This window comes from Gelidibacter maritimus (genome assembly GCF_014062315.1).
Lineage (GTDB): Bacteria > Bacteroidota > Bacteroidia > Flavobacteriales > Flavobacteriaceae > Gelidibacter > Gelidibacter maritimus.
Genome location: NZ_JACGLT010000001.1, coordinates 301,049 through 326,672, shown reverse-complemented (window position 1 = coordinate 326,672; position 25,624 = coordinate 301,049). Strand labels below are relative to the sequence as shown.

The window sequence follows — 25,624 nt, the reverse complement described above, 5'->3', positions numbered from 1 at the left end:
AGATTCATTAGACGAGACTTTAAAGATGTTTAAACTCCAATTTTATATTTGTATTGGTTATCAAACAAAATTAAAAATGCCTCTCTAGGATCGATCCAGAGAGGCAGTGAGTATAATAAAATCTTTAAAACTTTAAGTTAGCGTATTACCAACAGAGGCATGTTTCGGTTTCGAATCAATAAATCATTAGTTACACTTCCCACAAATAAGGATGTGATATTACTCCCACCTCTTGCCGAGACCACAACAATATCAAAATCGCCTTTTTCGGCATGAATTTCAATGGCTTCCACTACTGAAAGGCCTTCCCTATCCGTATATCGGAACGAAATATCTTCACGAAGCTTGAACTTCTTTCGGAAGTGTTTAACTTTTTCCTTGAGGTGCAGTTTGGTTTTATCGATGGCCTTTTCCGTGTTGATATAAGGAAAGAAAAAGGAAGGAATATTATATACGTGTAATCCCTCTATATTTCCGCCAGAACGTTCGACCAGGCTATTGCCAACTTCAAAACATTTGGCTGAAGCAGAACCAAAATCTGTTGGCACCAAGACATTTTCCATTCTATGTTTAGCTTCTTCCGGCACAAGCAGCACATGCGCATCGAGCATTCGTACCAATTTCTGGCTCAAGGCACCGGTACCTTGCAATTCATCTTTATTTCCCGTGACCATGATGTCAATTTTATAATCTTTGGCGAGGTGGGTCAGGATGCTCTCGGTATAATCATCGGAAGTGATCAAAATGGTATGCGGCACAGAAGCGGTATAGTGTTTTTGAATAGATCGTTCCAAACCACGGTCAACAATATCTTCAACCGTAATCCCTTCTTCAAGGAACTCATCGTACAGATCGTATAATTTATACTGTTTGATGTTATGTGTAAAATACAAATGTTCGATATTCCACACTTTACAAAGAAAGCTAACATAACCTAATAAAATGGGGTCCATTTCGGTTAGGTCTAAAGCTACCATCAGTTTTAAATTGTTGTCTAATTTTATTTTCTTTGTCATTTGATTTATTTATAAAATTCGTTAACGCTTTTCAATAGAACTCAAAGTTACTTAGATATCAGTTATATTAGGTTTCTTTTTAGCTTGGGCTTCTGCATCAATTTTCTTGAGGTTTTTCTCTTCCCGCTCCTTGTTTACCAAATCAAGTATATTTTTCCTATAAGATTCCCGTTCCAGTAGTTTTTCTTTACGCTCGGACTTTTGATAATCTTCACTAACCCCTCTAAATAATGAAAAACACATCATCACCAACAGAATGGCAAAGGGCAGCCCGGAAATGGTTACTACCGTTTGTAATGCATTCAATCCGCCGCCATACATTAGTACTGCAGCAATCAATCCTGTAGCTACTGCCCAAATGACTCTTTGGTACCTTGGTGTTTTTAATTTTCCACCCGAAGTAATACTATCCACAACCAAAGCACCTGAATCTGCCGAGGTAATGATGAAACTACAAATTAAAATCACCCCCAACACTTTTAGCAGCATTGCCAATGGGAATTTGTCAAAAATACATAAAGTGCCGTAGAGATATTATCATTAACCGCAGCAATCATAGCGGTATCTCCAAGAAGGATATCGCGCATGGTCGTACCACCAAAGGCACTAAACCATAAGAACGTTACCAATGCCGGTAAAATCAAGACACAAAGAATAAACTCTTTGATGGTGCGTCCCCTTGAAATTCGTGCAATAAAAGTCCCAACAAATGGCGACCAGGAAATCCACCATCCCCAATACATAATGGTTCGTGTTTTCTGCCAATCTGTGCCTTGTAAGGATTCCGTCCATGTGGCCATATCAACAAAGTGGACTAAATAACTACCAAGATTTTGAATATAGGATTTAAAAATAAACGTGGTAGGTCCTATAATTAGAACTATCAAAAAGATTGCTGAGGCCACCCTAACGTTAAGTTTACTGAGCATTTGAACGCCTCTATTTACTCCACTAAATGCGGAGATTGTAGCGGCAAATGTAACACCTAATATAATAAGAACTTGATAGAACAACGCATTCGGAACGCCAAATACATGGGTGAGTCCAGAGTTGATCTGTCCAACACCGAAACCAATGGTGGTAGCCAATCCAAAAAGGGTTGTGATAACCGCCATTATATCTATCACATCTCCCATCCAGCCGTGGATTCTATTTCCCAATAATGGATAAAATGCAGAGCGTAAAGTCAATGGCATTTTTCTGTTGAATGTAAAATACGCCAATGATAGCCCGACAACCGAGTAAATTGCCCAACCGTGGATACCGTGATGTAAAAATGAGAAGTTAATGGCTTCTTGCGCAATGAGTGCTGGCTCTTGTCCTGCCAATCTTGGTGGATTTAAAAAATCCCTGACCGGGTCGGCAATACTAAAAAGCACGAGCCCATTTCCAATTCCGGCACTAAAGAGCATCGCAAACCACGCCCACAGACTAAATTCGGGTTTTGAGTTTTTACCTCCAATTCGGATGGCTCCAAACTTGCTAAAGGCCATATACAAACAAAAAACGATAAATAAATTTACCGCTAAAGTGTATATCCAGCCCCCATGGGCAGACACAAACGTTTGGGCGATTCCGAAATAATGTTCAGCTTCTTCCTCAAAAATCAGGGTAAACGCTACGCTAAAGATAATGACCGCAATCGCGCTTAAAAAAACAGTTTTATTTACAACAAGACCTAAAAATCTTGATGCACTTTCTTTTCTGGTAACTTTAATCGACATAAAAATAAGTTATTTATATAAAATGAATAGTTAGGCTATTTTGTTTAAATAGTGAAATTTTGGAAATCAAATATTTGAAACACCTAAAATTAAGTGAATCTCTGAAAACATTAAAACTAATTAAATGAATCAGCGGTATTTATTTCGGAAAATGAGACGCCTGAATAAGAATAGATGGTAAATGTTGTGGTTTATTTTTGTTTCGGAAAAACGAAGCGTTAGGAGCATCATAAAATTTTGTAATAAATTAATGACGCCCATTATAATGTAATTAAAGGTTCTTTACAAATTTTTTGTCGTCAATTTACGATATAACTCTTTAGAATGCTGGGAACATCCAGGTATCACAAAATTCGTACACAAATTAAATTAATAATATCTAAATATCAGAAATATAAATTATAATGCTCAATTTAAAATCGCATTGGTTCACGAACTAAAGATTAGAATAGGCATAATTCTTATAAAATAAAATCATCGGATTTATAAACAACTGAACGGATAATTATGAAATTTTAAAGTTAAAAATGTATTTTTGGAATTAAGTTTCAAATGTTAAAATTGATTGTTTCCAATATGAATTTCCCATGTTACTAATGGGATTAGGAATGTGTTTAATTTTTTCATCTGTAGACACAAAAGGTCTTATATGAATTCATTTGACACCATATAATCCAAACCAACTCTCTAATAATCAATGAAAAAAAAACATTTCACACTAAAGCCCTCATTTTAAATTCGTTATTAAAATAAATCCATGATTGAAGCTATAAAGGAGAAGGAAAAATGGAGTCAGCAACTAGCAAATGTTGATGAATCGGACTTTTACTTTACTTATGATTATCATCATATTTCTAAAAAAAATAACGAATTGCCCATGCTTATTAAATATAACTTTGGCAATACCGTCTTACTACTCCCTCTATTATTAAGACCAATAGAAAACACCCATTATTTTGATGCTGTGTCAGTTTATGGATATGCTGGAATTATAGCTGTGCACTTGGATGACCAATTCAATAAAGAACATTTTCAAAAAGAACTTACTGAATTTTTCAAAAATCTAAAAATCGTTTCTGTTTTTTCAAGACTTCATCCGTATTTGGAATATCAGGAATCACTACTTGATGGTTTAGGTTCTGTTACCACATTAGGTCCTGTAGTATATATAGATTTGAAGGAATCTTTAACCAGTCAGAGAAAACAGTTTAATAGGCGAACCAAAACCTACCTAAATACCTCTCGAAAAACCTGCACGGTAATAGAAAGCACGCTCAAAAGTGACTTGAATGCTTTTATAAAATTATATATAAGAACAATGAATCGGGTCAACGCCGATGACCAATACTTCTTTAATGACGAATATTTTCATCGACTTATGGCGAGTAATGATTTTAACGCAAGATTATTATTGAATATTCATAATGACTCAAAAACCATTCATGGCGGTGTCTTATTCATAGAAAAAGGCCCGTTTGTTCAATATCATTTATCAGCTTTAAATGAAGATTATCATGATCCAAGCTGTATTAAACTCATAATTGATGAAATGCGTATAAAATCAACCAATGCCGGATTTAACTTTTTAAATCTTGGTGGTGGCAGAGGCAGTAAAAAAGATTCACTTTTTGCATTCAAGAGGAACTTTTCTAAGAAGTTTAAAAACTTTAAAGTTTGGAAGTATGTCGTTGATGAGCATGTATATGATGCACTGCTAAAAGAACGCTTACAACATTCGGTTACGGAAGACGCCATTGACCCCGAGTTTTTCCCTGCATACAGATCAATGCTAAATAAAAATTCATGATAAATGGATTTATTTTTCTGACCCCTTACCTCTTGTTTTTTTATTGATGCCCAAAATGGGTCAATAAAAACCCGTCTAGCAAATCAACAACCTCGGGGTCTACAACCCGTAGTTGGAAATAAAATTTGAATCTCTATCCAACATAATCACTTACTTTCTTATCTTGAACCGGTAATTTAGAAATATGAAAAGAAACCCATTCCTAACGATCGAGAATGGGTCATCAAACTTGGTTTACATAAACGAATAATCATATAGTTTTTGAGATATCAATTTTAGACCAGCAAATGCAATTAGATAATGATCAACCAATTAAAAGAAAGTTACGGGCACATTTTTGAAGACGCCCTTCTCAGTGAAATAGTTCAGGTAGGAACTTTTAAAGAAATTCCTGAAGGTTTTAAAATGATGGAAATTGGTGAATATGTAAGATCCATGCCATTGCTCATCTCTGGAGTTATCAAGGTATTACGCGAAGACAATGAAGGCGACGAACTTTTGCTTTATTATTTAGAGAAAGGCGAAACTTGCTCTATGACCATGACCTGTTGCTTGGGACAAAAACAAAGTGAAATCAGGGCCATTGCAGAAATAGACACCAAATTGATCATGATCCCAGTAGGTAAAATGGAAGAATGGACGGCGAAGTATAAATCGTGGCGAAATTTTGTTTTTGAAAGTTACCATAATCGCATCAATGAATTGCTGATGACCTTAGACAGTATTGCATTCTATCAGATGGACGAAAGATTGACGCAATATTTAATAGAAAAAGTTAGGGTCAATGACACTGATATTATCAATAGCACCCATCAGGAAATTGCTTATGACCTATACACCTCTCGTGTAGTTATCTCAAGATTATTAAAGAAAATGGAACAACTTGGCAAGATAGAACTTGGTAGAAACTATTTAAAAATAATTAATCTCTGACTATGTAACCAATGTTACCGCATTTACCATGAAAACGGGGTATTTTTGTCACATAAGTTATAATGAATGGAATTAATTGAGGTTTTTGGATATATAAGTGCTTTGGGCATTGGCATTTCATTGGGTATTATTGGTGGCGGAGGCTCCATTTTAGCCGTACCTGTATTAGCATATCTATTTTCAATTGACGAAAAAGCCGCAACAGCATACTCTTTGTTTATTGTAGGCGCCAGCGCATTAGTGGGCGGATTAAAACAACATTATAAAGGTTTTGTAGATTGGCGGACCGCCATTGTATTTGGAATTCCGTCAATTATTGGGGTCTCTTTAGTAAGATATTTCGTGGTCCCTGCATTACCTGAGCTGTTATTTACAATAGGCGATTTTGAATTTACAAGACGGATGGGCATGTTTGGGTTCTTCGCCTTATTGATGATTCCTGCAGCATTTTCCATGCTCAAGGAAAATAATAAGACCGTTTCAAATAAAGGCCAAAAAATCAATTACAACTATCCCTTAATTATACTCGAAGGGCTATTGGTTGGTGGAATTACAGGTTTGATTGGTGCTGGTGGTGGTTTTTTAATTATTCCAGCACTTGTAATATTGGCAAAAGTTGAAATGAAAGTTGCCGTTGGCACTTCTCTGATGATTATTGCATTCAAATCGCTATTGGGTTTCCTCTTAGGAGACGCCTTGACCATGACCATAGATTGGGCCTTTTTAGCGCTATTTACAGGTTTGTCTTTTGTAGGCATATTTATTGGTAGCTATTTAAGTAATTTTATAGATGGTAAAAAACTAAAGAAAGCTTTTGGCTATTTCATATTCGCCATGGCATTCTTCATTTTCTATATGGAGTTTATGGTTAAACATTAATTTGTAACCTAGGTTACTGTATAATTTGAAAGAAGATGATAGTTTTGAATAAAACTGACACCTTAAGACATAATCACATAAAAAAACTTACAAATAATTAGTAAACTTTCTCGCAGTGTATCGGGAAAACAAAATTTAAAACGATGAAAATTGAGCAAATTTATACGGGTTGTTTATCACAGGGCGCCTATTATATTGAAAGTAATGGCGAAGTTGCTGTCATAGATCCATTGAGAGAAGTAAAACCATACCTTGATAGAGCAGCGAGAGATAATGCTAAAATCAAATACATTTTTGAGACCCATTTCCACGCCGATTTTGTTAGTGGGCATATGACACTGGCAAAGGAAACGGGCGCAACAATTATTTTTGGACCTAATGCCAATCCTTCCTTTGAGGCCATCATTGCCAAGGACGGTCAAGAATTTAAAATTGGAAATATTACACTTATTGCATTACATACGCCAGGACACACTATGGAAAGTACAACGTTTCTTTTAAGAGACGAAAACGGCAAAGATCACGCTATTTTTAGTGGAGACACTTTATTCTTAGGCGATGTTGGTCGTCCAGATTTAGCCCAAAAAATGGGTGTATTGACAGAACGGGATCTGGCTGGATTTCTATTTGAAAGTCTACGAACCAAAATTATGCCCCTTGCCGATGATGTGATCGTCTATCCCGCACATGGCGCAGGTTCCGCCTGTGGTAAAAACATGATGAAAGAAACAGTAGACACTTTGGGCAACCAAAAAAAGATGAATTATGCATTGAGAGCCGATATGACAAAAGATGAATTTATTGATGAAGTTATCGATGGTTTGTTACCTCCTCCATCCTATTTCCCACTTAATGTGAAGATGAATAAGGAAGGGTATGAGGATATTGACGTCATATTAAAAAGAGGCACCCAAGCCTTATCTGCCGACGCTTTTGAAGCCGCTGCCAATGAAACTGGGGCCGTGATATTAGATGTCAGAAGTCAAGAAGAATTTGCAAAGGGACATATTCCGAGATCAATTTTTATCGGGCTAGATGGTGGTTTTGCACCTTGGGTTGGAGCTTTGATTGCAGATGTCAAACAGCCAATTCTATTGGTCACACCACAAGGAAGAGAAGAAGAAACCGTGACACGATTATCACGTGTGGGCTTTGACAATACCTTGGGCTATCTAAAAGGTGGTTTTACAGCCTGGAAAGAAGAAGCTTTAGAATATGATACCGTGACCTCAATTCAAGCTATAACTTTCAAAGAAATTATTGCTACAGATAACGTCCCGATTTTTGATGTCAGAAAAGAAAGTGAATTTCAATCAGAGCATGTTGTCGATGCAAATAACACTCCTTTAGATTATCTCAATGATTATTTGGCAGAATTTCAATGTAACCAAACGTTTTACGTGCACTGTGCAGGTGGCTACAGGAGCATGATCGCGTCCTCGATTTTGAAAAGCAGGGGAATCCATAACCTTATTGATGTGGCCGGTGGATTTAAATCAATAAAAGAAGCAGATATTGCGGTTTCAGAATTCGTATGTCCTTCAACCTTATAAAAGATCACCATAAATGACTCTGGATCTTGTCTGGCCGTCATGGACGTAGAAGTCTAGGAGGTATTAATAATTTCGGGGTAAAAGTTTATTTACTTATTATTATAGTTGAATAAGAACGAAGCCATGACGCACAATTTCACAAAATCAAACACGGTTTACCCACATATTTAGGCTAAACGCCGTTTGGTTTTTTTATGCAATATCTATAATTTTTAATGCCCTCTGTCCATGGAAAGTCAGGCAAATACAAATACAGCGAGGCAAGACCTCGGCAAATTATATCAATAACAAAACCCGTTAGTGGGTAAATAAAACAAAAAAAATGAATACTTCAATAGTTGTACAAAATCTTAAATGTGGCGGTTGTGTCAACACGATTACCACCAAACTTTCAAATATCCCAAATATTAGTAATCTACAAGTAGATGTAGAGGAAAGCAAGGTATCTTTCAGTTATTTGAATGAATCTGACGCGGGCAAAGTCAAAGAAAAATTAAAACAGCTTGGCTATCCATCGGTAGATGACAGCAATTCTTTAAGCTCAAAGGCAAAATCCTTTGTAAGTTGCGCTACCGGTAAGCTTTCTAATTAAATTACCCCCAAGGCAGAGTGATCGAAGTATGAAAAAAGAACAATTTCTTGATGTCTCGACATAAAGCCATGAGTTATTAATCTCAGTATACCACTGAAAAACTGAATTAGTTTAACCTACAATTTTGAATTCATAGCTTCGCTATTATAAAAAATTGAGTTTCACTTCAAAACATATAAGAATGAAAAACTTAGCTTTCGCCATTATCGCATTCATATCTTTTTACAGCTGTAATGATGGTAAAAAAACCAAGAGTATTTCAGTAGAGGAAAAAGTAGACCATCAGTCCCATCAAGAAAAAACAGCATCGTCAAAAATTATTGACACTACGATCTATGCTGAACGAGGTGTGCAGTATGCTTTGAGCGCACAAGCTGTTTTAGGAAAAAACCTTATGCAGGCCATCAAGAAGGACGGCACCATAGGAGCCTTGTCATTTTGTAATGAAAAGGCGTATCCATTGACAGATAGTATGGCGGTTGTGCATAATGTACAATTGAAACGTGTTTCTGATAAGCCAAGAAATCAGAACAATCAAGCCAATACTGAGGAATTGGAAGTTATAGAAACCTATAAGAAAAGTATTGCAAGCCAGGACGCTCCAGAGCCAATGGTCAAAACATCCGATGCCGGTGTACAGATATACTTCCCGATTCTAACAAATCCTATGTGTATGCAATGTCACGGGAAACCGAAAAACATTGAATCTCCTACACTTAAAAAATTGACCGTGCTATATCCAGAAGATAAAGCCTTAGGCTATGATCTTAATGAGGTAAGAGGCATTTGGAAAGTCACTTTTGATAATTAAAATTTTTAAATAATGAGCAAATTTTCAGAAATAATAAACCAAGACAAACCTGTTTTAGTCGATTTCTTTGCAGATTGGTGCGGTCCATGTAAAATGTTGGCACCAATTTTAAAAGAGGTCAAGGATAGTTTAGGCGATGGAGTCTCCATTATAAAGATAGATGTTGATAAAAATCAGCCATTGGCGGCTAAATATCAAGTACGTGGTGTTCCAACCATGATACTATTTAAAAATGGGAAACAAGTTTGGAGACAATCCGGGGTCCTTCAAAGAGATGAGATTATAAACATCATCAATACGAGCAATTAAGTCGTTAAAACGGGCTTTGGTTCGACATTTTAATTCTGGTTTCTGGAAACTTCATATTTCTTGTTCATTGGGGTTATATAAAGTTCCTGTACCAGGATAATAATTATAAGCATTAATGGGGTGGCAAAAATCACCCCTAAGAGTCCCGTTAGAGCCCCAACAAAAATTTGGGCCAGTATGATGAGTGCTGGAGGAATACGAATTAAATGATATTGAGCCTTTGGAGTAATAAAACTGCTTTCAAAAAGTTGAATGGCAAGATACATAACACCAATAATGATCGCCAGATTAAGGTCTTGTGAAAGCCCAACAAGCAACGCTGGAATCGCTGAAATTAGAGGCCCAAAATTGGGGATGAAATTTAATAACCCCGCAAGGATTGATAAAGTCAACCAATGCTTAACATCAAATATCAATAAACCAATAGCCGTCAATATAAATACGGCAAGCATGGCAATAAATTTTCCAGCAAGCCATTTGGTAAGACTTGTTCCTAAATTATTTAAAACTTCCTTAGCTCGTTGGCGATGCGGAGGCGGTACAAGTTCCGTAATTCCATTGACATAAAGGCGCGGGGCGATGGTTAAAAATATTCCAGTTAAAATAATGATATAAATATTGGCAATACTGCCAAAGGTGGTTAGAAAAAATGTCGAAATAAAATTGGAAAACTCTTTTGAAGATTTGATTTCGTTTGCCCAAGCCAATACATCCTTACCAACGTCACTTTCTTCAAGAAAATTCTTAAGACTTTCCGTCAATTCCGGGAGGGACTCTTTCAAAGAAACGGTTTGGCTCCAAATTGTAGCACCCACCAGATACATCATGCCGCCAAAAATTAAAAATGATCCAAATACGGAAATCGCCATTGAAAGCTTTCCATTGAGATGGTATCGACGTTTTAAAAAGGCGCTGATTCCGCGGAAATAGCAAGCAATTAATGCACCGGCCAACACCAACATCACAATGTTAAATGTAGCTTCAAATATGAGAAGAATTACCGTAATCAATGCAAATATCAATCCTGCAATCCATACCTTTCTCGTATAACTCAAACCTTCTTCCTTGTTGATCTGTTTTGACATAAAAAATTATTTTGAAAGTTAACCAATATTAAGACAACTATTAGCTAAAACTAAAAACTACGCTAATAAAATTTTATTTAGTTTATTTCCTATGAGATTCTTTGGTGCAAGACAACCGATAATGAAGTAATCTTCCACAAACTAAAAAATAGCTAATTACAGCACTGGGCATGAATAGAATATTGATTGAAAAAGCATACATTTAAAGATCAGTTTTAATGTTTTAAATTAATATTTAAATGGATTTGTCAGAACACTATTGGGACACGCGTTATAAAAATAAAGAAATGGGTTGGGATTTGGGAGAAATCTCACCGCCCCTCAAGAATTATTTTGATCAGTTGACCAATAAAGACTTGAAGATTTTGATTCCAGGTGGTGGTAATTCCTATGAAGCCGAATATCTGCACCATCAAGGATTCAAAAACGTTTATGTCGTGGACCTCTCCAAAACAGCCTTAAATAATATCAAGCAACGGGTATCCTCGTTTCCTTCCTCACATCTTATTCACAAAAATTTTTTTGATTTAGAAATGTCATTTGATATCCTAATTGAACAAACTTTTTTCTGCGCCCTAAATCCTCATCTAAGACCGACATATGTTAAAAAAGCTTTTGAATTGCTGTATAGCACCGGAAGACTTGTAGGCCTGCTCTTTAACGTCCCTTTAAATACTGATAAACCACCCTTTGGTGGTAATAAAACAGAATATTTAGAGTATTTCGAACCTTATTTCGAAATCCAATTGATGGAACCGGCTTATAATTCGCATCCATCAAGGTCCGGAATGGAATTATTTTTCAGGGTTCAAAAGAAAAATTAATTTTCTCAGAGCCTAAGAGCCTTCGTAATCGTAAGTATTGAATTTTATTTTTTCAAATATAAAAATAAAAAAAATAAATTTTTTCAACAATTAGTTTATCTTTATACTCTATTTCTCTACCATAAAAACAACACAAAACACTAGCACATAGCGCCTTATGAGCACAAAGTTAAAGCTCGTTCTCTATCAAATTGTTTCAGGCACATTAGGTAATGCTCTCGTTTTTTTTAGGCCTGAAAAGGCGCGGGAGCTTTCCGCAAATAGAATAGCGCTCGTACACAGAAATAAAAAAAACCTGAGTATCTCAGAAAGGTTAATGCGTGCTGCGCTCATTCAAAAACTTGACAAAATTCAAGATTATGATGTTATAGCTGAGCAAAATCGTAATTTTTGGATAAATCAGTCCGCCACAGATTTATTTTCTGAATTAAAAGATACTTTTAATACAGATTTCCTGCCGCATTGTACATTTATTTTTGAACTGCTAAAAAGTGAATTATCAAATCATCCAGAGGAATTTGACACCATAGTGGAGATTGGAACTGGAAATGGCGATGTTCTAAATTATTTAAGTTCAGAGTTTCCCAATATCAATCGTTTTATCGGTATCGATCTCTGCCAAGACCAAATCGCATTAAATAATAAAAAATATAAAGATAACAAAAGGCTCAATTTTATTGCTTCTGATGCGTTTGATTGGATTCAAACCAATGGCCATGATAAAACCGTTTTTGTGACATCCAGGGGTGTTTTGGAGTATTTTAAAGAGTCTCAGTTACAAGAACTACTTAACACCATATACAATTTGGGACCAACCATGTTTATTGCTATTGAACCCAACGGTGCCGATCATAATTTTGAAACAAACCCGAATTCAGAACTCTACGGCCACGAACCTTCGTTTTCGCATAACTATCCTCATCTCTTTAAGAATGCCGGCTTTAATATATGGCATTTTTCACAGAAAGTATGGTTTAAAGCTACTGACAAACAAACTTTCGTTGGCGCTAAAAGTTCATGAATATTAATCATAAGAACTAATTTTAAAATGAGATAAGCGTGTGTGGCCACAATTCCGAAAAGGTTAAACAGAAAAACTATTTAAAACTATGGGCGATTTTATAAAAAGAAATGAGATTTGGGTATTTTTAGCTCTTGGACCAATAGTTAGTGCGCTTTTTGTCTATGCTAGAGTACAAGGACTTTTTCCAAGATTTGTGTATACCAATGGACGTTTTTGCATCCTCTTACTATTCTTAATTATTTTAGTCCAATATACCAGGGGTATTCAGGGTGTTATGGATATCTTCAAACCAATGTTAAATTGGAAGGTGCATCCTAAATGGTATTTGTTTAGCTTAATGTTTGCATTTGTTGTAGGTGGAATTACCTTGTTTCTTAAAGGATTATACACAACAGGCGATTACTCATTATTTTTAAAAACAAATTTCGGAGTTTTAACTTTTCGCGGAATTGTGGCTTTATTTGTATGGGCCTTCCTTGGTGAAGTTGTTTGGGTCAGTTATTGTATTCGCGAATTATCAAAAAGAGTCAAGCCGTTTTATGCCAGTCAAATTGTTGGGTTTGTATGGACTTTATGGTGGATTCCAGTCGTCATTCATGGCGAAGGTGTCCTACCAGGCATACCAATATTGTCTTTGGGTATTTTTATGTTAGGAATTGCAGGAATGTGCACCATTGTTTACGGCCATTCCAAAAGTGGGATTTGCGTATTATTATTGCAGTTTGCTCTTAATATCACACTAAACGCCTTGTCCATCTCCCCCAGTACAGGTGGTATCCCTACGTTTACCGCTTTTTCAATAATTTATTTCTTGACGATGCTTGGTTTTATGTATTTCATGAATCCTATAAAAAAGTTTAAATTATACAATCTTCCCAAAAAACCATCAATAATTGAGACGCGTGCAGAACCCGGCAGCCGATAGATCCCCAATCCTTTGATTAAAATATTTAAACCCCTACCTCTGAAGCTTGAAGTCTAACCAGGATTGATAGAGTTAGAACAGGATAAATTGTTCTATGTTTTGTCTAACGAAATAATTAATTGTCACATTTTTGGTTTTGAACGATGAAAGAAACAATTTATCCCATTTCTCTTAATTATGTTTAGCATAATCATTAAATTTAATTCATGTTCTCGTTTAGAATTTAGTATAATTAAATCTCAACACAAGGGTTACCTTAGAGATTGCAGAATTGCGCTAACTCTCACACACTACAAGCCTACGAATCATCAAATTGCCAAAGAAATAACTAACAATACTTCATCAATAAATTCGAAACAAAATGCATAATCCTACCAGCAGTGTTTATCAATTATTTGAGAAGGCGTCAAGATTATATCCTGATCAGCTTTGTTTGTTAACAGAAACCGATAAACTGACGTATAGGGAAACGGCAGCAGAAATATCTAAAGCTTACGACGCCATCTTAATGCATGCGAAAGATGAAAATTTTATTGGCGTCCCGACAACACGTGGTATAAATCAAGTCATATCCGTTCTGGCGATTCTTAAAGCTGGTAAAGCCTATCTGCCAATCGACTTTGGATATCCTAAAAAAAGGCTTGACTCCATAATTAACAATTCCAACTTGTCGTATTGTATTACTACTGACCAAGATACAAGCCATATCACAGCTCTCGGGCTTAAGCCAATAATCAGTAATGATTCCAATCAGGCTATTGGTTCTAAAACTCCATTAGAAAATAAACCTACAGGAATAACCTATATTCTCTATACTTCAGGCTCCACCGGTGAACCAAAAGGTGTTTGTATGGGTGAAAATGCCATGATTAATCTTATTAATTGGCAAAACAAACATTCTATATGCAAAAATGGTGATCGTACCTTGAAATTTGCACCATTAAGCTTTGATGTATCTTTTCAAGAAATCATGGCCACATTGAGCAGCGGCGGCACTTTAGTTCTGATTAATGATATGCTAAGACTCGACATGGTAGCGCTTTTAAATTATATAGATAAGCAGAAGGTCAACCGGCTTTTTCTGCCATTCGTAGCACTACAAGCCTTAGCTGAAGCTGCCATGAGCACCAACCACTACCCTTCTTCTTTAAAAGAAATAATGACGGCTGGGGAGCAACTTAAAATCACACCTCAGGTCATCAATTTATTTACTAAATTAAAAACCTGTATACTTTACAACCAATATGGACCTACAGAATGCCATGTGGTTTCAGAATTAAAATTAGACGGAAATCCTGCCGATTGGCCAACTCTGCCATCCATTGGTAAGGCTATAAGTAATACCGGTTTATATATCCTTGATTCAGAACAACAAGTCTTATCGGATGGGAACATTGGCGAGTTGTGCATTGCTGGCGAGTGTTTAGCGGAAGGTTATTTGAACAAACAAGAATTAACAGATGAAAAATTTGTTGGTTGGAAATCTCCTGACGGTAAGTATGATCGGATATATCGGACGGGTGATATTGCTAAATACCTACCTGACGGAAATATAGAGTTCCTTGGACGGAAAGATGATCAGGTCAAAATTAGTGGCCATAGAATTGAATTGGCAGAAATAGAATCGGCCATTAACTCATTGTCGGGTATTCTCCAGACGGTTGTCATTGCGTCCAATCACTTGGGCGGTCAATCGCAATTAGTTGCTTATATGCAATCTAATCATGACAACTTAGATATTGTTGACATCCGTAAGAAAGTTTCTGAAATATTACCGGACTACATGATGCCGTCTTATTTTATATTAGTTGAAGAATTTCCAAAAACTTCAAGTGGTAAGATTGACAAAAGAAGCTTACCCGCACCAGAATATAGCAGACCCAATTCCGCGCCTCCATACAAAGCAGCAACTACTAAAATTCAGAAAAATTTGACCAAGGTATGGGTTGATTTATTGCACATTCCGGAAATAGGTATTGATGACAACTTTTTTGAATTGGGCGGAACATCCCTCTTGGCACAGAAACTAGTAGCTGTTTTATTAAATGATTACGACTATAAATTGCCTGTAACAAAACTCTACCAATTTCCAAGAATTGCTGAAATCTCAGCCTATTTAGAACCTAATAAGAGTACGAAAACAAAAAAAACATATAAAAACAATACTAAAAACGGAATATCAAAAGATGTAGCTGTTATTGGGATGGCCGGCAGATTTCCAGGAGCAAATTCCATCCAAGAATTGTGGGAGGTTCTTAAAAATGGAAAAGAGACCATCTCATTTTTCTCTCCTGAAGAATTAGATCGTGCTATTCCTGAAGATTTACGGAATGATCCTTTATACGTCAGAGCGCGAGGCATTATCCCATCAGCTCCAGAATTTGATCCTGCATTTTTTGGATTAAATCCGAAGGTTGCTTCGGTCATGGATCCGCAACAACGTCTATTTTTAGAAGTGGCTTGGGAAGTCCTCGAGCAATCGGGACACCTACCCAAACATTACGATGGAAGTGTTGGCGTGTATGCAGGCACTGGCATGAATACCTATTATAAGAATAACATTCTGCCCAACCCAGAATTATTGAATCAGGTAGGCGATTTCCAAGCGAGTACCCTCAACGAAAAGGATTATATCGCCACAAGAACTGCTTATCACTTAAATCTAAAGGGACCTGCTGTCAGTGTACATTCTGCGTGTTCAACTTCGTTGCTTGCCATATCGCAGGCAACTGAAGCTATTAGAAATGGACAATGTGATGTAGCAATTGCCGGTGGGTCTAGCGTGACTGTTCCAATACGTAGTGGTCATCTTTATCAAGAAGGTTCTATGTTAAGTCCTGATGGCCATTGCCGATCATTTGACAAAGATGGAAAAGGAACTGTATTTAGTGATGGATGTGGCGTTGTCCTCCTCAAAAGTTTAGAAGCAGCAAAAGCGGATGGCGATCATATCTATGGCATTATAAAAGGGGTCGGAATTAGTAACGATGGTGGTGGCAAAGGCAGTTTTACGGCTCCAAGTGTTGAAGGGCAATCAGAAGCTATCTACCGTGCGCTTCAGGATGCAAATTTAGCGCCATCCAATATTAGTTATATTGAAACGCATGGTACAGCCACTCCTATTGGTGACCCAATTGAGATGGAAGGCCTACATGATGCTTTTGGCGAACAGCCAAATAAGAATTATTGTGCCATTGGCTCAATAAAAAGTAATATGGGGCATTTAACGGCTGCGGCTGGTGCAGCTGGATTCATAAAGACTATTCTAGCAATGAACCACCAACAAATTCCCCCATCATTAGGTTTTACAAGTCCTAATCCAGCTATCGATTTTGCAAACAGTCCATTTTATGTCAATAACGTGCTTAGCGACTGGGATTCTGAAGGAATCCGTCGGGCCGGAATTAGTTCATTTGGGGTTGGAGGCACCAATGTACATGTCGTAGTAGAAGAATTTGTTAATAAACAAACACCTTCAGGTGAAAGCAAGCCCTTGCAGATTCTAACTTGGTCGGCAAAAAGCAAGAATAGTCTTGATGGGTATCAAGAGGCGCTTGGTAATTTTATAAACGCTTCAAATGACATTAAATTGGCAGATGTGGCCTATTCACTGAGCGCTACAAGAGATTCCTTTAACAAACGACGCTTTATTTTAGCCACAGATTCAGAAGACGCCGTGAAACAGCTCATATCTGAAAATGGATCAACGGTAAAGACATCTGAGTTAAAATCCATTCCTCAAAATCTGGCATTTCTTTTTCCTGGCCAAGGGGCACAATATTTACAAATGGGGAAAGCACTTTATGAGCAGGAATCTGTATTCCGTGACGCCGTAGATGCGTGTGCTAAAATTCTACAGGAGGCATTTAAATATGATATTCGTAATATTATTTATCCTGAGAAAGATTCTGTTGAAGCTGAAGATCAGTTAAAAGATACCCAATATACACAACCAGCATTATTTGTTATAGAGTATGCGCTTTCTCAACTATGGATGAATTGGGGGATTAAACCCACCCTTCTATGCGGCCATAGTATTGGCGAATTTGTAGCCGCCCACTTGGCTGGAATATTTAGCTTAAAGGACGCATTATTATTAGTTGCCGTTCGTGGAAGATTGGTAAGTAGTCTTCCTGGAGGCAGTATGCTTTCCGTGAGGACACCATACGAGAGTTTAGCCCCAATGGTTCCAAAGACCCTATCTGTTGCAGCGGTCAATTCCGATCTATTATGCGTGATTTCAGGTGAAGATGCTCCAATTGCAGAGTTTGCGAAAATTTTAGAGGCAAAGGAAATACCCAATCGTTTACTTTTAACGAGTCACGCATTTCATTCCAATATGATGGATCCTGTCTTAGAAGCATTTGAAGCTGAAGTTAGAAAGGTGGCTTTGAACATTCCACGCCTTCCTCTTATATCTACGGTTACTGGCACATGGCTCAGCGATTCGGAAGCTACAGATCCGAAATATTGGACCGATCATTTACGTGCCACGGTTCGCTTTTCGGATGCAATGGATACTGCCCTAGACTTAGACGATCTGCTGCTCTTGGAAGTGGGGCCCGGTCGTGCTTTAGCTACTTTATCACAACAAAAAAAGAAAGCCAAATCAGCTACTTCAATCGCGAGCTTAGTGGCACCAAACGCTGATCAAAACTCCTATCACACCCTGCTTTCCGCATTAGGTCAGCTTTGGCTAAAAGGCATTGAACCCGATTGGCAAGCTTTTTATAAAGGTCAATCCCGTCAAAGAATCGCTTTACCAGCATATGTTTTCGACCGTAAATTATGTTGGGTAGATCCACCAATGGTACCTCATAACGCCAACATGAAGGCGCCAACCACAGAAGCCAATAATTACCAATCTGAACAAACAAATAACAATCAATCTATACAATCACAATACCATATGGATACTGTTGCACAACCACAAAGAAAAACTAAGATTCTGGAAAAAATTTCAGATATCATCATGGACACATCAGGAATAGAACTGGAAGCGTCCGAGCATGATCATAACTTTCTTGAACTTGGCCTTGACTCTTTGGTTTTAACCCAAATGGCCATCACGTTTAGAAATGATTTTAATACCCCAATTACTTTTCGAGAATTAAATGAGGAATTGAGCACTCCGAATTTATTAGCAGAGCATTTGGACCAAGTGCTTCCTAAAGAAACACTTGCACCAACACCAATTATCAGCCCAGTGGCCGATTTTACTAATAACAATCCATCTACTTTCACACCTCATTCGCATTCGCAAGCACAGTCTCATTTGCAGACTCAAAATTTTAATAGTAATTCTAATAGCACAAATGGTAATCCAGCTTTAAATCTGATTGCACAGCAATTGCAATTATTGGGTAAGCAAATAGAATTACTTCAAGGAAATGGTACTTATGCTCCACCATCGCCAACGCAGCAGCAAGAAAAGCCTATGGTTCAGACGGACAGAATGTCTGGCCCAGTTCCAGCCAATACAACCAAAAGTACACCCACTGAAGTGTTATCTGAGGATGAAAAAAAAGAACATCAAAAGCCATTTGGGGCTTCGCCTAAAATAGAAAAGAATGCCTCTGATGTCAATGATAGCCAAAAAGCTTTCTTGAATAATTTGACAACAAATTACAATAACAAAACCGCGAATAGCAAAGCCTACGCTCAAAAACACCGATCGCATATGGCTGATCCAAGGGTGGTTTCTGGTTTCAAACCATTAACCAAAGAGCTGGTCTACCCGATAGTGGTTGGAAAATCTTCGGGGAATAAACTCTGGGATATTGACGGCAACGAATATATTGATGCCTTAAATGGTTTCGGCTCCTGCTTATTTGGTCATCAACCTGATTTTATTAAAGAAGCATTGCACAATCAAATTGAACTTGGTTATGAAGTTGGTCCACAACATCCTTTGGCTGGTGAAGTTTGCGAATTGCTTTGCGAATTAACGCATCACGACCGATCAGCCCTTTGCAATACGGGCTCAGAAGCAGTATTGGGCGCCATGCGAATTGCACGGACAGTAACAGGCAAATCATTGATTGTTGCTTTTTCAAAATCCTATCATGGCATAACCGATGAGGTTTTGGTAAGAGGTTCTCGTATAAAGAAATCCTTTCCTGCTGCACCAGGAATTATGCCAGAATCAGTCCAAAACATGTTGATTTTGGATTATGGTACTGAAGAAAGTCTACAAATTATCCGAGAAAGAGCCCACGAATTGGCCGCCGTACTTGTGGAGCCTGTTCAGAGTAGAAGACCAGAGTTTCAACCTGTAGAATTCTTACGAGAAGTTCGAAACATCACAAAAGCTTCAAATACCGCCTTTATTTTTGACGAGGTCATCACGGGGTTCCGCATGCATCCACAAGGAATTCAAGGCATGTACGATATTAAAGCAGACATCGCCACTTACGGAAAGGTAATCGGTGGAGGACTATCTATTGGAGCTATAGCGGGTAGCAAAAAATATATGGATGCGCTTGATGGTGGGCACTGGCAATTTGGAGATGATTCCTATCCAGAAGTCGGCGTCACTTATTTCGCTGGGACATTCGTACGCCATCCGTTGGCATTAGCATCTGCAAAAGCCTCATTGATCCATTTAAAAGAAAACGGGCCAAAGCTTCAGGATGATTTATCAAGAATGACCGACCGATTGGCCTCAGAAATGAATTCATTCTTTAAAAATCATGAGTTACCACTTGAAATCAATCACTTTAGGTCCTTGTGGAGATTGTCCTTTAAAGAGGAGGTGCCTTATGGCGAATTGGTTTTTGTACTCATGCGACTTAAAGGAGTGCATGTTTGGGATGGTTTTCCTTGTTTCTTGACCACAGCCTACACAGAAGAGGATGTTACTTATATCATAAACGCGTTCAAGGAAAGTATCCATGAACTTCAAAAAGCAGGTGTATTTCAATCCAATTCAAATGATAAAACCACCTCAAGTACAAAGAACTCCAAAGAATTGAACCAGCCTCCACAACCGGGCGCTAAATTAGGTATGGACGAATCGGGAAATCCAGCATGGTATATTGATGATGAAAATAATGAAGGAGCCTATAAAAAAATTGAATTATAGAAGCTACAAACCATAAGAGTCTGAATGACAGAAATATAGTGGGGATTGATTCAACACTTGTTTAATTACAAATTATTTACAGTTAAAAACTGATGAAAGAGTCTACAATTATCATAGATAACCAACCTAATTTCAATCCTTTTGCAGGACCCGAAATAGAGCGCGTCATCTACACCACCCAACCGCAGGCGGAAATATGGATAGCTTGTAAATTAGGAGATGATGATGCCAACAGAGCCTATAATGAATCGGTAAGCCTTATTTTAAAAGGCGATCTTGATAAATCAGCATTCAATGATGCAGTGCAGACCTTGGTCGGTCGCCATGAAGCATTGAGAGCTGTGTTCAGTACGGATGGCCGATTCATGACCATCTTTAAGAAGTTGGCCATCACCATCGATAATCAAGACTTTTCACAATTTAATGATGCCGAAAAAAACAAGGCCATAAAAGATTATTTATCAGCAATGGCTAATTATGTCTTTGATTTGGTAAAAGGTCCTTTATTGAAAGTTGGACTTCTTAAGTTATCTGAGACGGAACACCAATTGGTGCTCACCGGACATCATATTATTTGCGACGGATGGTCAATAGGGATTATGCTTCAAGAATTGGGAGGTCTTTATTCTGCCAATGTCCTCAAAAAGCCAAACACGCTACCCAAACCTGAAAGTTTTTCCGCCTATGCGGATGAGCAGCAAGCTTATTTGGCAAGTCCTCAGCATACCAAAAACGAGAATTTTTGGCTTGATAAATTCAAGGGTACAGTACCGCAACTTACTTTACCTACAGATTTTCCACGGCCCCAGTACAGAACATTCAAAAGTGAGCGTTTAGATTTACCAATGTCGATGGCATTGGTAAATGCACTGAAGAAAACCGGGCTTAAATCTGGATCCAGTTTAGTGACTACCCTCCTATCCACTTTCGAGATTTTTCTCTATACACAAACCGGACAAGAGGACATTGTTTTAGGTCTCCCATCAGCCGATCAAGCAGCAAGTGGTAAAATTCAAATGGTTGGTCATTGTGTAAATTTACTACCATTACGAAGTAAAATTGATACGACCCTTTCTTTTAAGGACTATCTCAAACAACGTAAACCTCAGCTTTTTGACGCCTATGAACATCAGAAATTTAGTTTTGGAGAATTACTTCAAAAGCTGTCCATAGCAAGAGACCCATCTAGAGTTCCGTTGGTTCCAGTGGTATTCAATATCGATATGGGTCTGGATGATGGCGTGTCATTTGAAGGTTTGGAATATCAATTGAAAAGTAATCCAAGAGCGTACGAAACCTTTGAAATTTTCCTAAATGCTTCAGGTTCTGCCGATGCTCTTGTGTTAGAGTGGTCCTATAATTCAAATATATTTAAGCCTGAATCTATAAAAGAGATGATGGTTTCTTTTGAAAAAGTTGTTCAAAGCATCGTAGCCAATCCTGATGTTAAGATTGGTGATATTATTAAAATAGATGCCTCAGAGTATGCTGAATTGAACAATACCGTTGCTTCTTATCCAAAACAACCTTTACACGAATTACTTCTAAAACAAGCTCAGGCCAATCCTTCAAGAACAGCTCTAAAATTTGGCGATGCGGAAATTTCCTATGGTGAATTGGAACGCCAGGTGCATCAAGTGGCTCATTATTTGAAGGAACAGGGAGTTGAAAACGGCGATTTCGTTGCTGTTTCTTTGCCGCGTTCCATTGAGCTGATTGTCACTTTAATAGCCATTATGGAATGTGGTGCCGCATATCTTCCTCTAGACCCTAGCTATCCAAACAAACGCTTGGCATTTATGTTGCAGGATTCAGAAGTTAAATTCACGATAACCACAAAAGAATTTTCTTCTGCATTAGATTCTAACACAAAACTCTTGCTCTTAGAAAATATATTTTCAAATTTAGCAAGATATCCTATAACGCCTTTAAAAGAAAAGGTAGACGTTGAAAATATTGTTTATATCCTTTATACGTCAGGCTCTACCGGAAAGCCCAAAGGCGTACCGATTACCCATAAAAACCTGGTTAATCTTTTATTTAGTGTCTTGAAAAAACCGGGGATTAAAGCTTCAGATACCTTAATTTCAATCACTACAATCTCATTTGATATTGCCATGGTAGAGCTGTTTGCCCCGCTCTTAATTGGTGCTAAATTGATCATCACCAATGAGGAAACATCCAAGGATACCCGATTGTTGCTCGATGTGATGAAGAAGGAGAAAATTACCATGATGCAGGCTACTCCTGCCACTTGGCAAATGTTATTATACTCAGGATGGGATGAACCTTTACCCCTTAGAGCCATCTCAACAGGAGAGGCACTGCCGTTGGTTTTAGCAAAAAGCATTCTGAAACAAGTGACTGAGCTTTGGAATATGTATGGACCTACCGAAACCACTATTTGGTCTGCGATGAAGAAGATATCCAAGGAAGACACTAGCATTACCATCGGCCATCCCATGGCCAATACCCAACTTTATGTTGTTGATGAGCACAATCGATTGGTTTCACCTAATAAAATTGGGGAACTTTGCATTGCCGGTGACGGTGTTGCTCAAGGCTATTGGAAGCGCGACGATTTAACTGCTGAAAAATTCATAAAAAACCCTATCGAAACTGATTTAGGCCCTACCCTATACCGCACAGGCGATTTGGCCAGATTACTTCCTTCAGGCGATGTACATTGTTTGGGACGCATAGACCATCAGGTTAAAATTAGAGGTCAGCGTATTGAACTGGAAGAAATAGAACAAGCGCTCGATGCCTTGGACCACATTCAGTCGGCAGTAGTTTTGCTCAATGAGGATCAATTAATCGCAAATGTCATAGCTTCAGATTTAGATAAACTGAATACAAATCAAGTGAAGGTTTGGAAAGACGTCTTAAAAGATCAACTTCCTGCCCACATGATTCCGAATCAATTTATTTTAGTCAAAGCTTTCCCGACAACGCTTAGTGGAAAAATCGACCGAAAAGCATTGTTGCAGAACCTCCCCTCCAAAGATGAACAGTTAGGTTTTAGTGCACCTGTTACCGAATCAGAAAAAATAATCACTTCCATATGGGAGGAATGCCTCAAAATTGACAAGATTGATAGTCGCAGTGACTTTTTCGAACTTGGGGGACATTCTGTTGTTGGGGTTCAAGTAATGGCCAAAATAGAGAAAGTAACTGGAAATAGATTACCCTTGGTAGCATTACTCAAACATCCTACGGTCAAAGAATTGGCTGCATACATGGATCGTGAATTCATTGTATGGGACTCCTTGGTTCCACTTAAACCAGAAGGTACAAAACCAGCTTTATATGTGGTTCATGGCGCCAACCATAATGTTTTAATGTTCAATGCCCTGGCTCATCATTTAGATAAAGACCAACCCGTTTTCGGTCTCCAATCCAGAGGATTAAGTGGTGTAGATGAACCACACGATTCAATCGATCAAATGGCAGCAGATTATATATCTGAAATTCTTGCATCAAATCCGAACGGACCTTATGCCTTAGGGGGATTCTCTTACGGTGGGATCGTTGCCTTTGAAATGGCCAGACAATTAAGAGCCCAAGGGAAGGTAGTTACAATTGTTGCACAATTTGACACCTATGTTTACCCGTCTTACTATTATACTAATCCTGTTAAGAAAAAGTTACTCTCAAACCTATTTCAAATGGGAAAAGTTGTGTACTTAAGTTTTAATATGTTTGCGAGCAAAAAACATTTTATACGACGAAAAGAATTGTTGAAAATCCAAATCTCTGGATTATTTTTAAGGTTAAAACATGGCAAGGAGAAACAGTACGAAATGCAATTCAACGTGCCCTACAAAATGGAAGAAAATCACCAAAAAGCCACTAACGCCTATACGATTACTCCCCAAGATTTTGTAATCGATTTATTTAGAGCCATGGAGGAAATTAATTTTGTCCATGACCATGATTTATTAGGATGGAAAAAAATGGGTCTTAGAGGTATTCGAAAACACATGGTCCCGGGCAACCATGTGGATATGTTTGACGAACCCCATGTCAAAGTTTTAGCAGAAAAACTTCAAGAGGTGCTGGACAATAAAACCTTAGAAAGTGTATAGCACGATCAATTGTAAAACGATTGAATCCGTTATTCCTGATTCCAACCATACTATGGAAGCGGATCATGGCATAAAACTTTATAAGATTGAGTTATCAAAACTTCAAGACTTAGTTCCTGATTTAATGGGTCTTTTGTCTCACTCCGAATGTAATCGGGCCAATCGATATCATTTTACAAAAGATAAAAATAGATTTGTTATCTGTAGAGCACTTCTGAAATTTCTTTTAGCTAAACATATTGTGGTAGACATTGGCGAAATCAATCTCAAGGTCGATATAAACAAAAAGCCATATTTACCTTCACATCCCTCCGTCTTTTTTAATGTTAGCCACGCAGAAGCTTATGCACTTATTGCTATAGGAAAAAGCCAGATAGGTATTGATATTGAATTTATTAATAGAGGTTTTAATTATGACGATATCTTAAAACATGTTTTCAATCAGAAAGAAATAAATACCATCACCGTTCATAGTGACAAACATCTTTCTTTTTATAAATTCTGGACACGTAAGGAAGCCGTGGTAAAAGCGGTTGGAAAAGGAATTGACGATAATATTTCGAAAATTCATGTTTTAGATGGTCTCCATTCATTACCCTCATCATTATTTAGCAATTATAAAGTAATTACTATTCTTAGCTTCCAATTAAATCCAGACTATATTGGTGCTCTATCGGTTACTGAAGACCTTTCTAATTTAGAAAAAATCACACTCCTACCTGCGCCAACAAGAGAGCAACTTAAATTGTTATTTTGAATTTTTAACCTAAATGAATCGGAAACCATTAAGGAACTGAAACCGGTTGATCTTTCATATCCAAAAAACATGTGTTCCGCCAGCATTCTAAAGTTTGTAAATTTCTGAACATAAATTCTCCAATCTCACCATTTACTTGCATTTTGTAACTTAGGTTACAGTAATTCTGCTACAAGATTGTTATCTTTAGCAGTATTAGAAATAAGCTATATT

The 25,624-nt window shown here is 37.5% G+C and carries 15 protein-coding genes and 1 pseudogene; 13 read left to right on the top strand and 3 right to left on the bottom strand.

Features of this window, described 5'->3' with window-relative positions:
- Positions 1-137: 137 nt before the first annotated feature.
- Together H3Z82_RS01430 and H3Z82_RS01425 are read right to left on the bottom strand one after the other, a co-directional pair.
- A complete protein-coding gene (locus H3Z82_RS01430; protein ID WP_182202095.1) occupies positions 138-1,016 on the bottom strand; it encodes a universal stress protein in 879 nt (292 codons plus the stop codon).
- 51 nt (positions 1,017-1,067) lie between these two features.
- Positions 1,068-2,740 (bottom strand): annotated as a pseudogene (locus H3Z82_RS01425) (BCCT family transporter).
- Positions 2,741-3,497: 757 nt separating this feature from the next.
- On the opposite strand from H3Z82_RS01425, the gene H3Z82_RS01420 reads away from it, so the two are divergent.
- From H3Z82_RS01420 to trxA, 7 genes are all read left to right on the top strand, one after another.
- Positions 3,498-4,547 (top strand): GNAT family N-acetyltransferase, encoded by a 1,050-nt coding sequence (locus H3Z82_RS01420; RefSeq protein ID WP_182202094.1) that lies wholly within the window; start codon positions 3,498-3,500, stop codon positions 4,545-4,547.
- 300 nt (positions 4,548-4,847) lie between these two features.
- Positions 4,848-5,480: a Crp/Fnr family transcriptional regulator gene (locus tag H3Z82_RS01415; protein WP_182202093.1), complete on the top strand. Its 633-nt coding sequence runs from the start codon at positions 4,848-4,850 to the stop codon at positions 5,478-5,480.
- Between the two features lie 66 nt (positions 5,481-5,546).
- Positions 5,547-6,359 (top strand): sulfite exporter TauE/SafE family protein, encoded by an 813-nt coding sequence (locus H3Z82_RS01410; RefSeq protein WP_182202092.1) that lies wholly within the window; start codon positions 5,547-5,549, stop codon positions 6,357-6,359.
- A 143-nt stretch (positions 6,360-6,502) separates the two neighbouring features.
- The gene (locus tag H3Z82_RS01405) at positions 6,503-7,912 is read left to right on the top strand and encodes an MBL fold metallo-hydrolase (RefSeq protein WP_182202091.1); all 1,410 of its coding nucleotides are present in this window, start codon (positions 6,503-6,505) and stop codon (positions 7,910-7,912) included.
- Positions 7,913-8,234: 322 nt separating this feature from the next.
- Positions 8,235-8,504 (top strand): heavy-metal-associated domain-containing protein, encoded by a 270-nt coding sequence (locus tag H3Z82_RS01400; protein ID WP_182202090.1) that lies wholly within the window; start codon positions 8,235-8,237, stop codon positions 8,502-8,504.
- 181 nt (positions 8,505-8,685) lie between these two features.
- Positions 8,686-9,315 carry a Tll0287-like domain-containing protein gene (locus H3Z82_RS01395; RefSeq protein WP_182202089.1) on the top strand — a complete coding sequence of 210 codons (630 nt, stop codon included), beginning with the start codon at positions 8,686-8,688 and terminating at the stop codon, positions 9,313-9,315.
- 12 nt (positions 9,316-9,327) lie between these two features.
- Positions 9,328-9,624 carry a thioredoxin gene (trxA, locus tag H3Z82_RS01390; protein WP_182202088.1) on the top strand — a complete coding sequence of 99 codons (297 nt, stop codon included), beginning with the start codon at positions 9,328-9,330 and terminating at the stop codon, positions 9,622-9,624.
- A gap of 29 nt (positions 9,625-9,653) precedes the next feature.
- Here the strand turns inward: trxA and H3Z82_RS01385 are convergent, their stop codons facing one another.
- On the bottom strand, positions 9,654-10,709 hold the full coding sequence (locus H3Z82_RS01385) for an AI-2E family transporter (RefSeq protein ID WP_182202087.1): 1,056 nt from the start codon (positions 10,707-10,709) through the stop codon (positions 9,654-9,656).
- Positions 10,710-10,948: 239 nt separating this feature from the next.
- Here H3Z82_RS01385 and H3Z82_RS01380 point away from each other — a divergent pair, with 239 nt between their 5' ends.
- From H3Z82_RS01380 to H3Z82_RS01355, 6 genes are all read left to right on the top strand, one after another.
- Entirely contained in the window at positions 10,949-11,533 is a 585-nt protein-coding gene (locus H3Z82_RS01380; RefSeq protein ID WP_182202086.1) for a methyltransferase domain-containing protein, read from the top strand.
- Between the two features lie 157 nt (positions 11,534-11,690).
- Positions 11,691-12,554, top strand: a complete 864-nt coding sequence (locus tag H3Z82_RS01375; RefSeq protein ID WP_182202085.1) for a class I SAM-dependent methyltransferase — start codon at positions 11,691-11,693, stop codon at positions 12,552-12,554.
- An 88-nt stretch (positions 12,555-12,642) separates the two neighbouring features.
- Positions 12,643-13,482, top strand: coding sequence for a hypothetical protein (locus tag H3Z82_RS01370; RefSeq protein WP_182202084.1), 840 nt, complete (start codon positions 12,643-12,645; stop codon positions 13,480-13,482).
- Positions 13,483-13,843: 361 nt separating this feature from the next.
- Positions 13,844-20,566, top strand: coding sequence for a polyketide synthase (locus H3Z82_RS01365; protein WP_182202083.1), 6,723 nt, complete (start codon positions 13,844-13,846; stop codon positions 20,564-20,566).
- Positions 20,567-20,658: 92 nt separating this feature from the next.
- Complete coding sequence (locus tag H3Z82_RS01360) at positions 20,659-24,654, top strand: non-ribosomal peptide synthetase (RefSeq protein WP_182202082.1); 3,996 nt, start codon at positions 20,659-20,661, stop codon at positions 24,652-24,654.
- A complete protein-coding gene (locus H3Z82_RS01355) occupies positions 24,647-25,411 on the top strand; it encodes a 4'-phosphopantetheinyl transferase family protein (RefSeq protein ID WP_182202081.1) in 765 nt (254 codons plus the stop codon). The genes H3Z82_RS01360 and H3Z82_RS01355 overlap by 8 nt, the downstream gene beginning before the upstream one ends.
- The last annotated feature ends 213 nt before the right edge of the window (positions 25,412-25,624 follow it).

Bases quoted from the DNA above. Each gene is read 5' to 3' on its own strand.
- H3Z82_RS01430 (WP_182202095.1), bottom strand. From the start codon at position 1,016: ATGACAAAGAAAATAAAATTAGACAACAATTTAAAACTGATGGTAGCT.
- H3Z82_RS01420 (WP_182202094.1), top strand. From the start codon at position 3,498: ATGATTGAAGCTATAAAGGAGAAGGAAAAATGGAGTCAGCAACTAGCA.
- H3Z82_RS01415 (WP_182202093.1), top strand. From the start codon at position 4,848: ATGATCAACCAATTAAAAGAAAGTTACGGGCACATTTTTGAAGACGCC.
- H3Z82_RS01410 (WP_182202092.1), top strand. From the start codon at position 5,547: ATGGAATTAATTGAGGTTTTTGGATATATAAGTGCTTTGGGCATTGGC.
- H3Z82_RS01405 (WP_182202091.1), top strand. From the start codon at position 6,503: ATGAAAATTGAGCAAATTTATACGGGTTGTTTATCACAGGGCGCCTAT.
- H3Z82_RS01400 (WP_182202090.1), top strand. From the start codon at position 8,235: ATGAATACTTCAATAGTTGTACAAAATCTTAAATGTGGCGGTTGTGTC.
- H3Z82_RS01395 (WP_182202089.1), top strand. From the start codon at position 8,686: ATGAAAAACTTAGCTTTCGCCATTATCGCATTCATATCTTTTTACAGC.
- trxA (WP_182202088.1), top strand. From the start codon at position 9,328: ATGAGCAAATTTTCAGAAATAATAAACCAAGACAAACCTGTTTTAGTC.
- H3Z82_RS01385 (WP_182202087.1), bottom strand. From the start codon at position 10,709: ATGTCAAAACAGATCAACAAGGAAGAAGGTTTGAGTTATACGAGAAAG.
- H3Z82_RS01380 (WP_182202086.1), top strand. From the start codon at position 10,949: ATGGATTTGTCAGAACACTATTGGGACACGCGTTATAAAAATAAAGAA.
- H3Z82_RS01375 (WP_182202085.1), top strand. From the start codon at position 11,691: ATGAGCACAAAGTTAAAGCTCGTTCTCTATCAAATTGTTTCAGGCACA.
- H3Z82_RS01370 (WP_182202084.1), top strand. From the start codon at position 12,643: ATGGGCGATTTTATAAAAAGAAATGAGATTTGGGTATTTTTAGCTCTT.
- H3Z82_RS01365 (WP_182202083.1), top strand. From the start codon at position 13,844: ATGCATAATCCTACCAGCAGTGTTTATCAATTATTTGAGAAGGCGTCA.
- H3Z82_RS01360 (WP_182202082.1), top strand. From the start codon at position 20,659: ATGAAAGAGTCTACAATTATCATAGATAACCAACCTAATTTCAATCCT.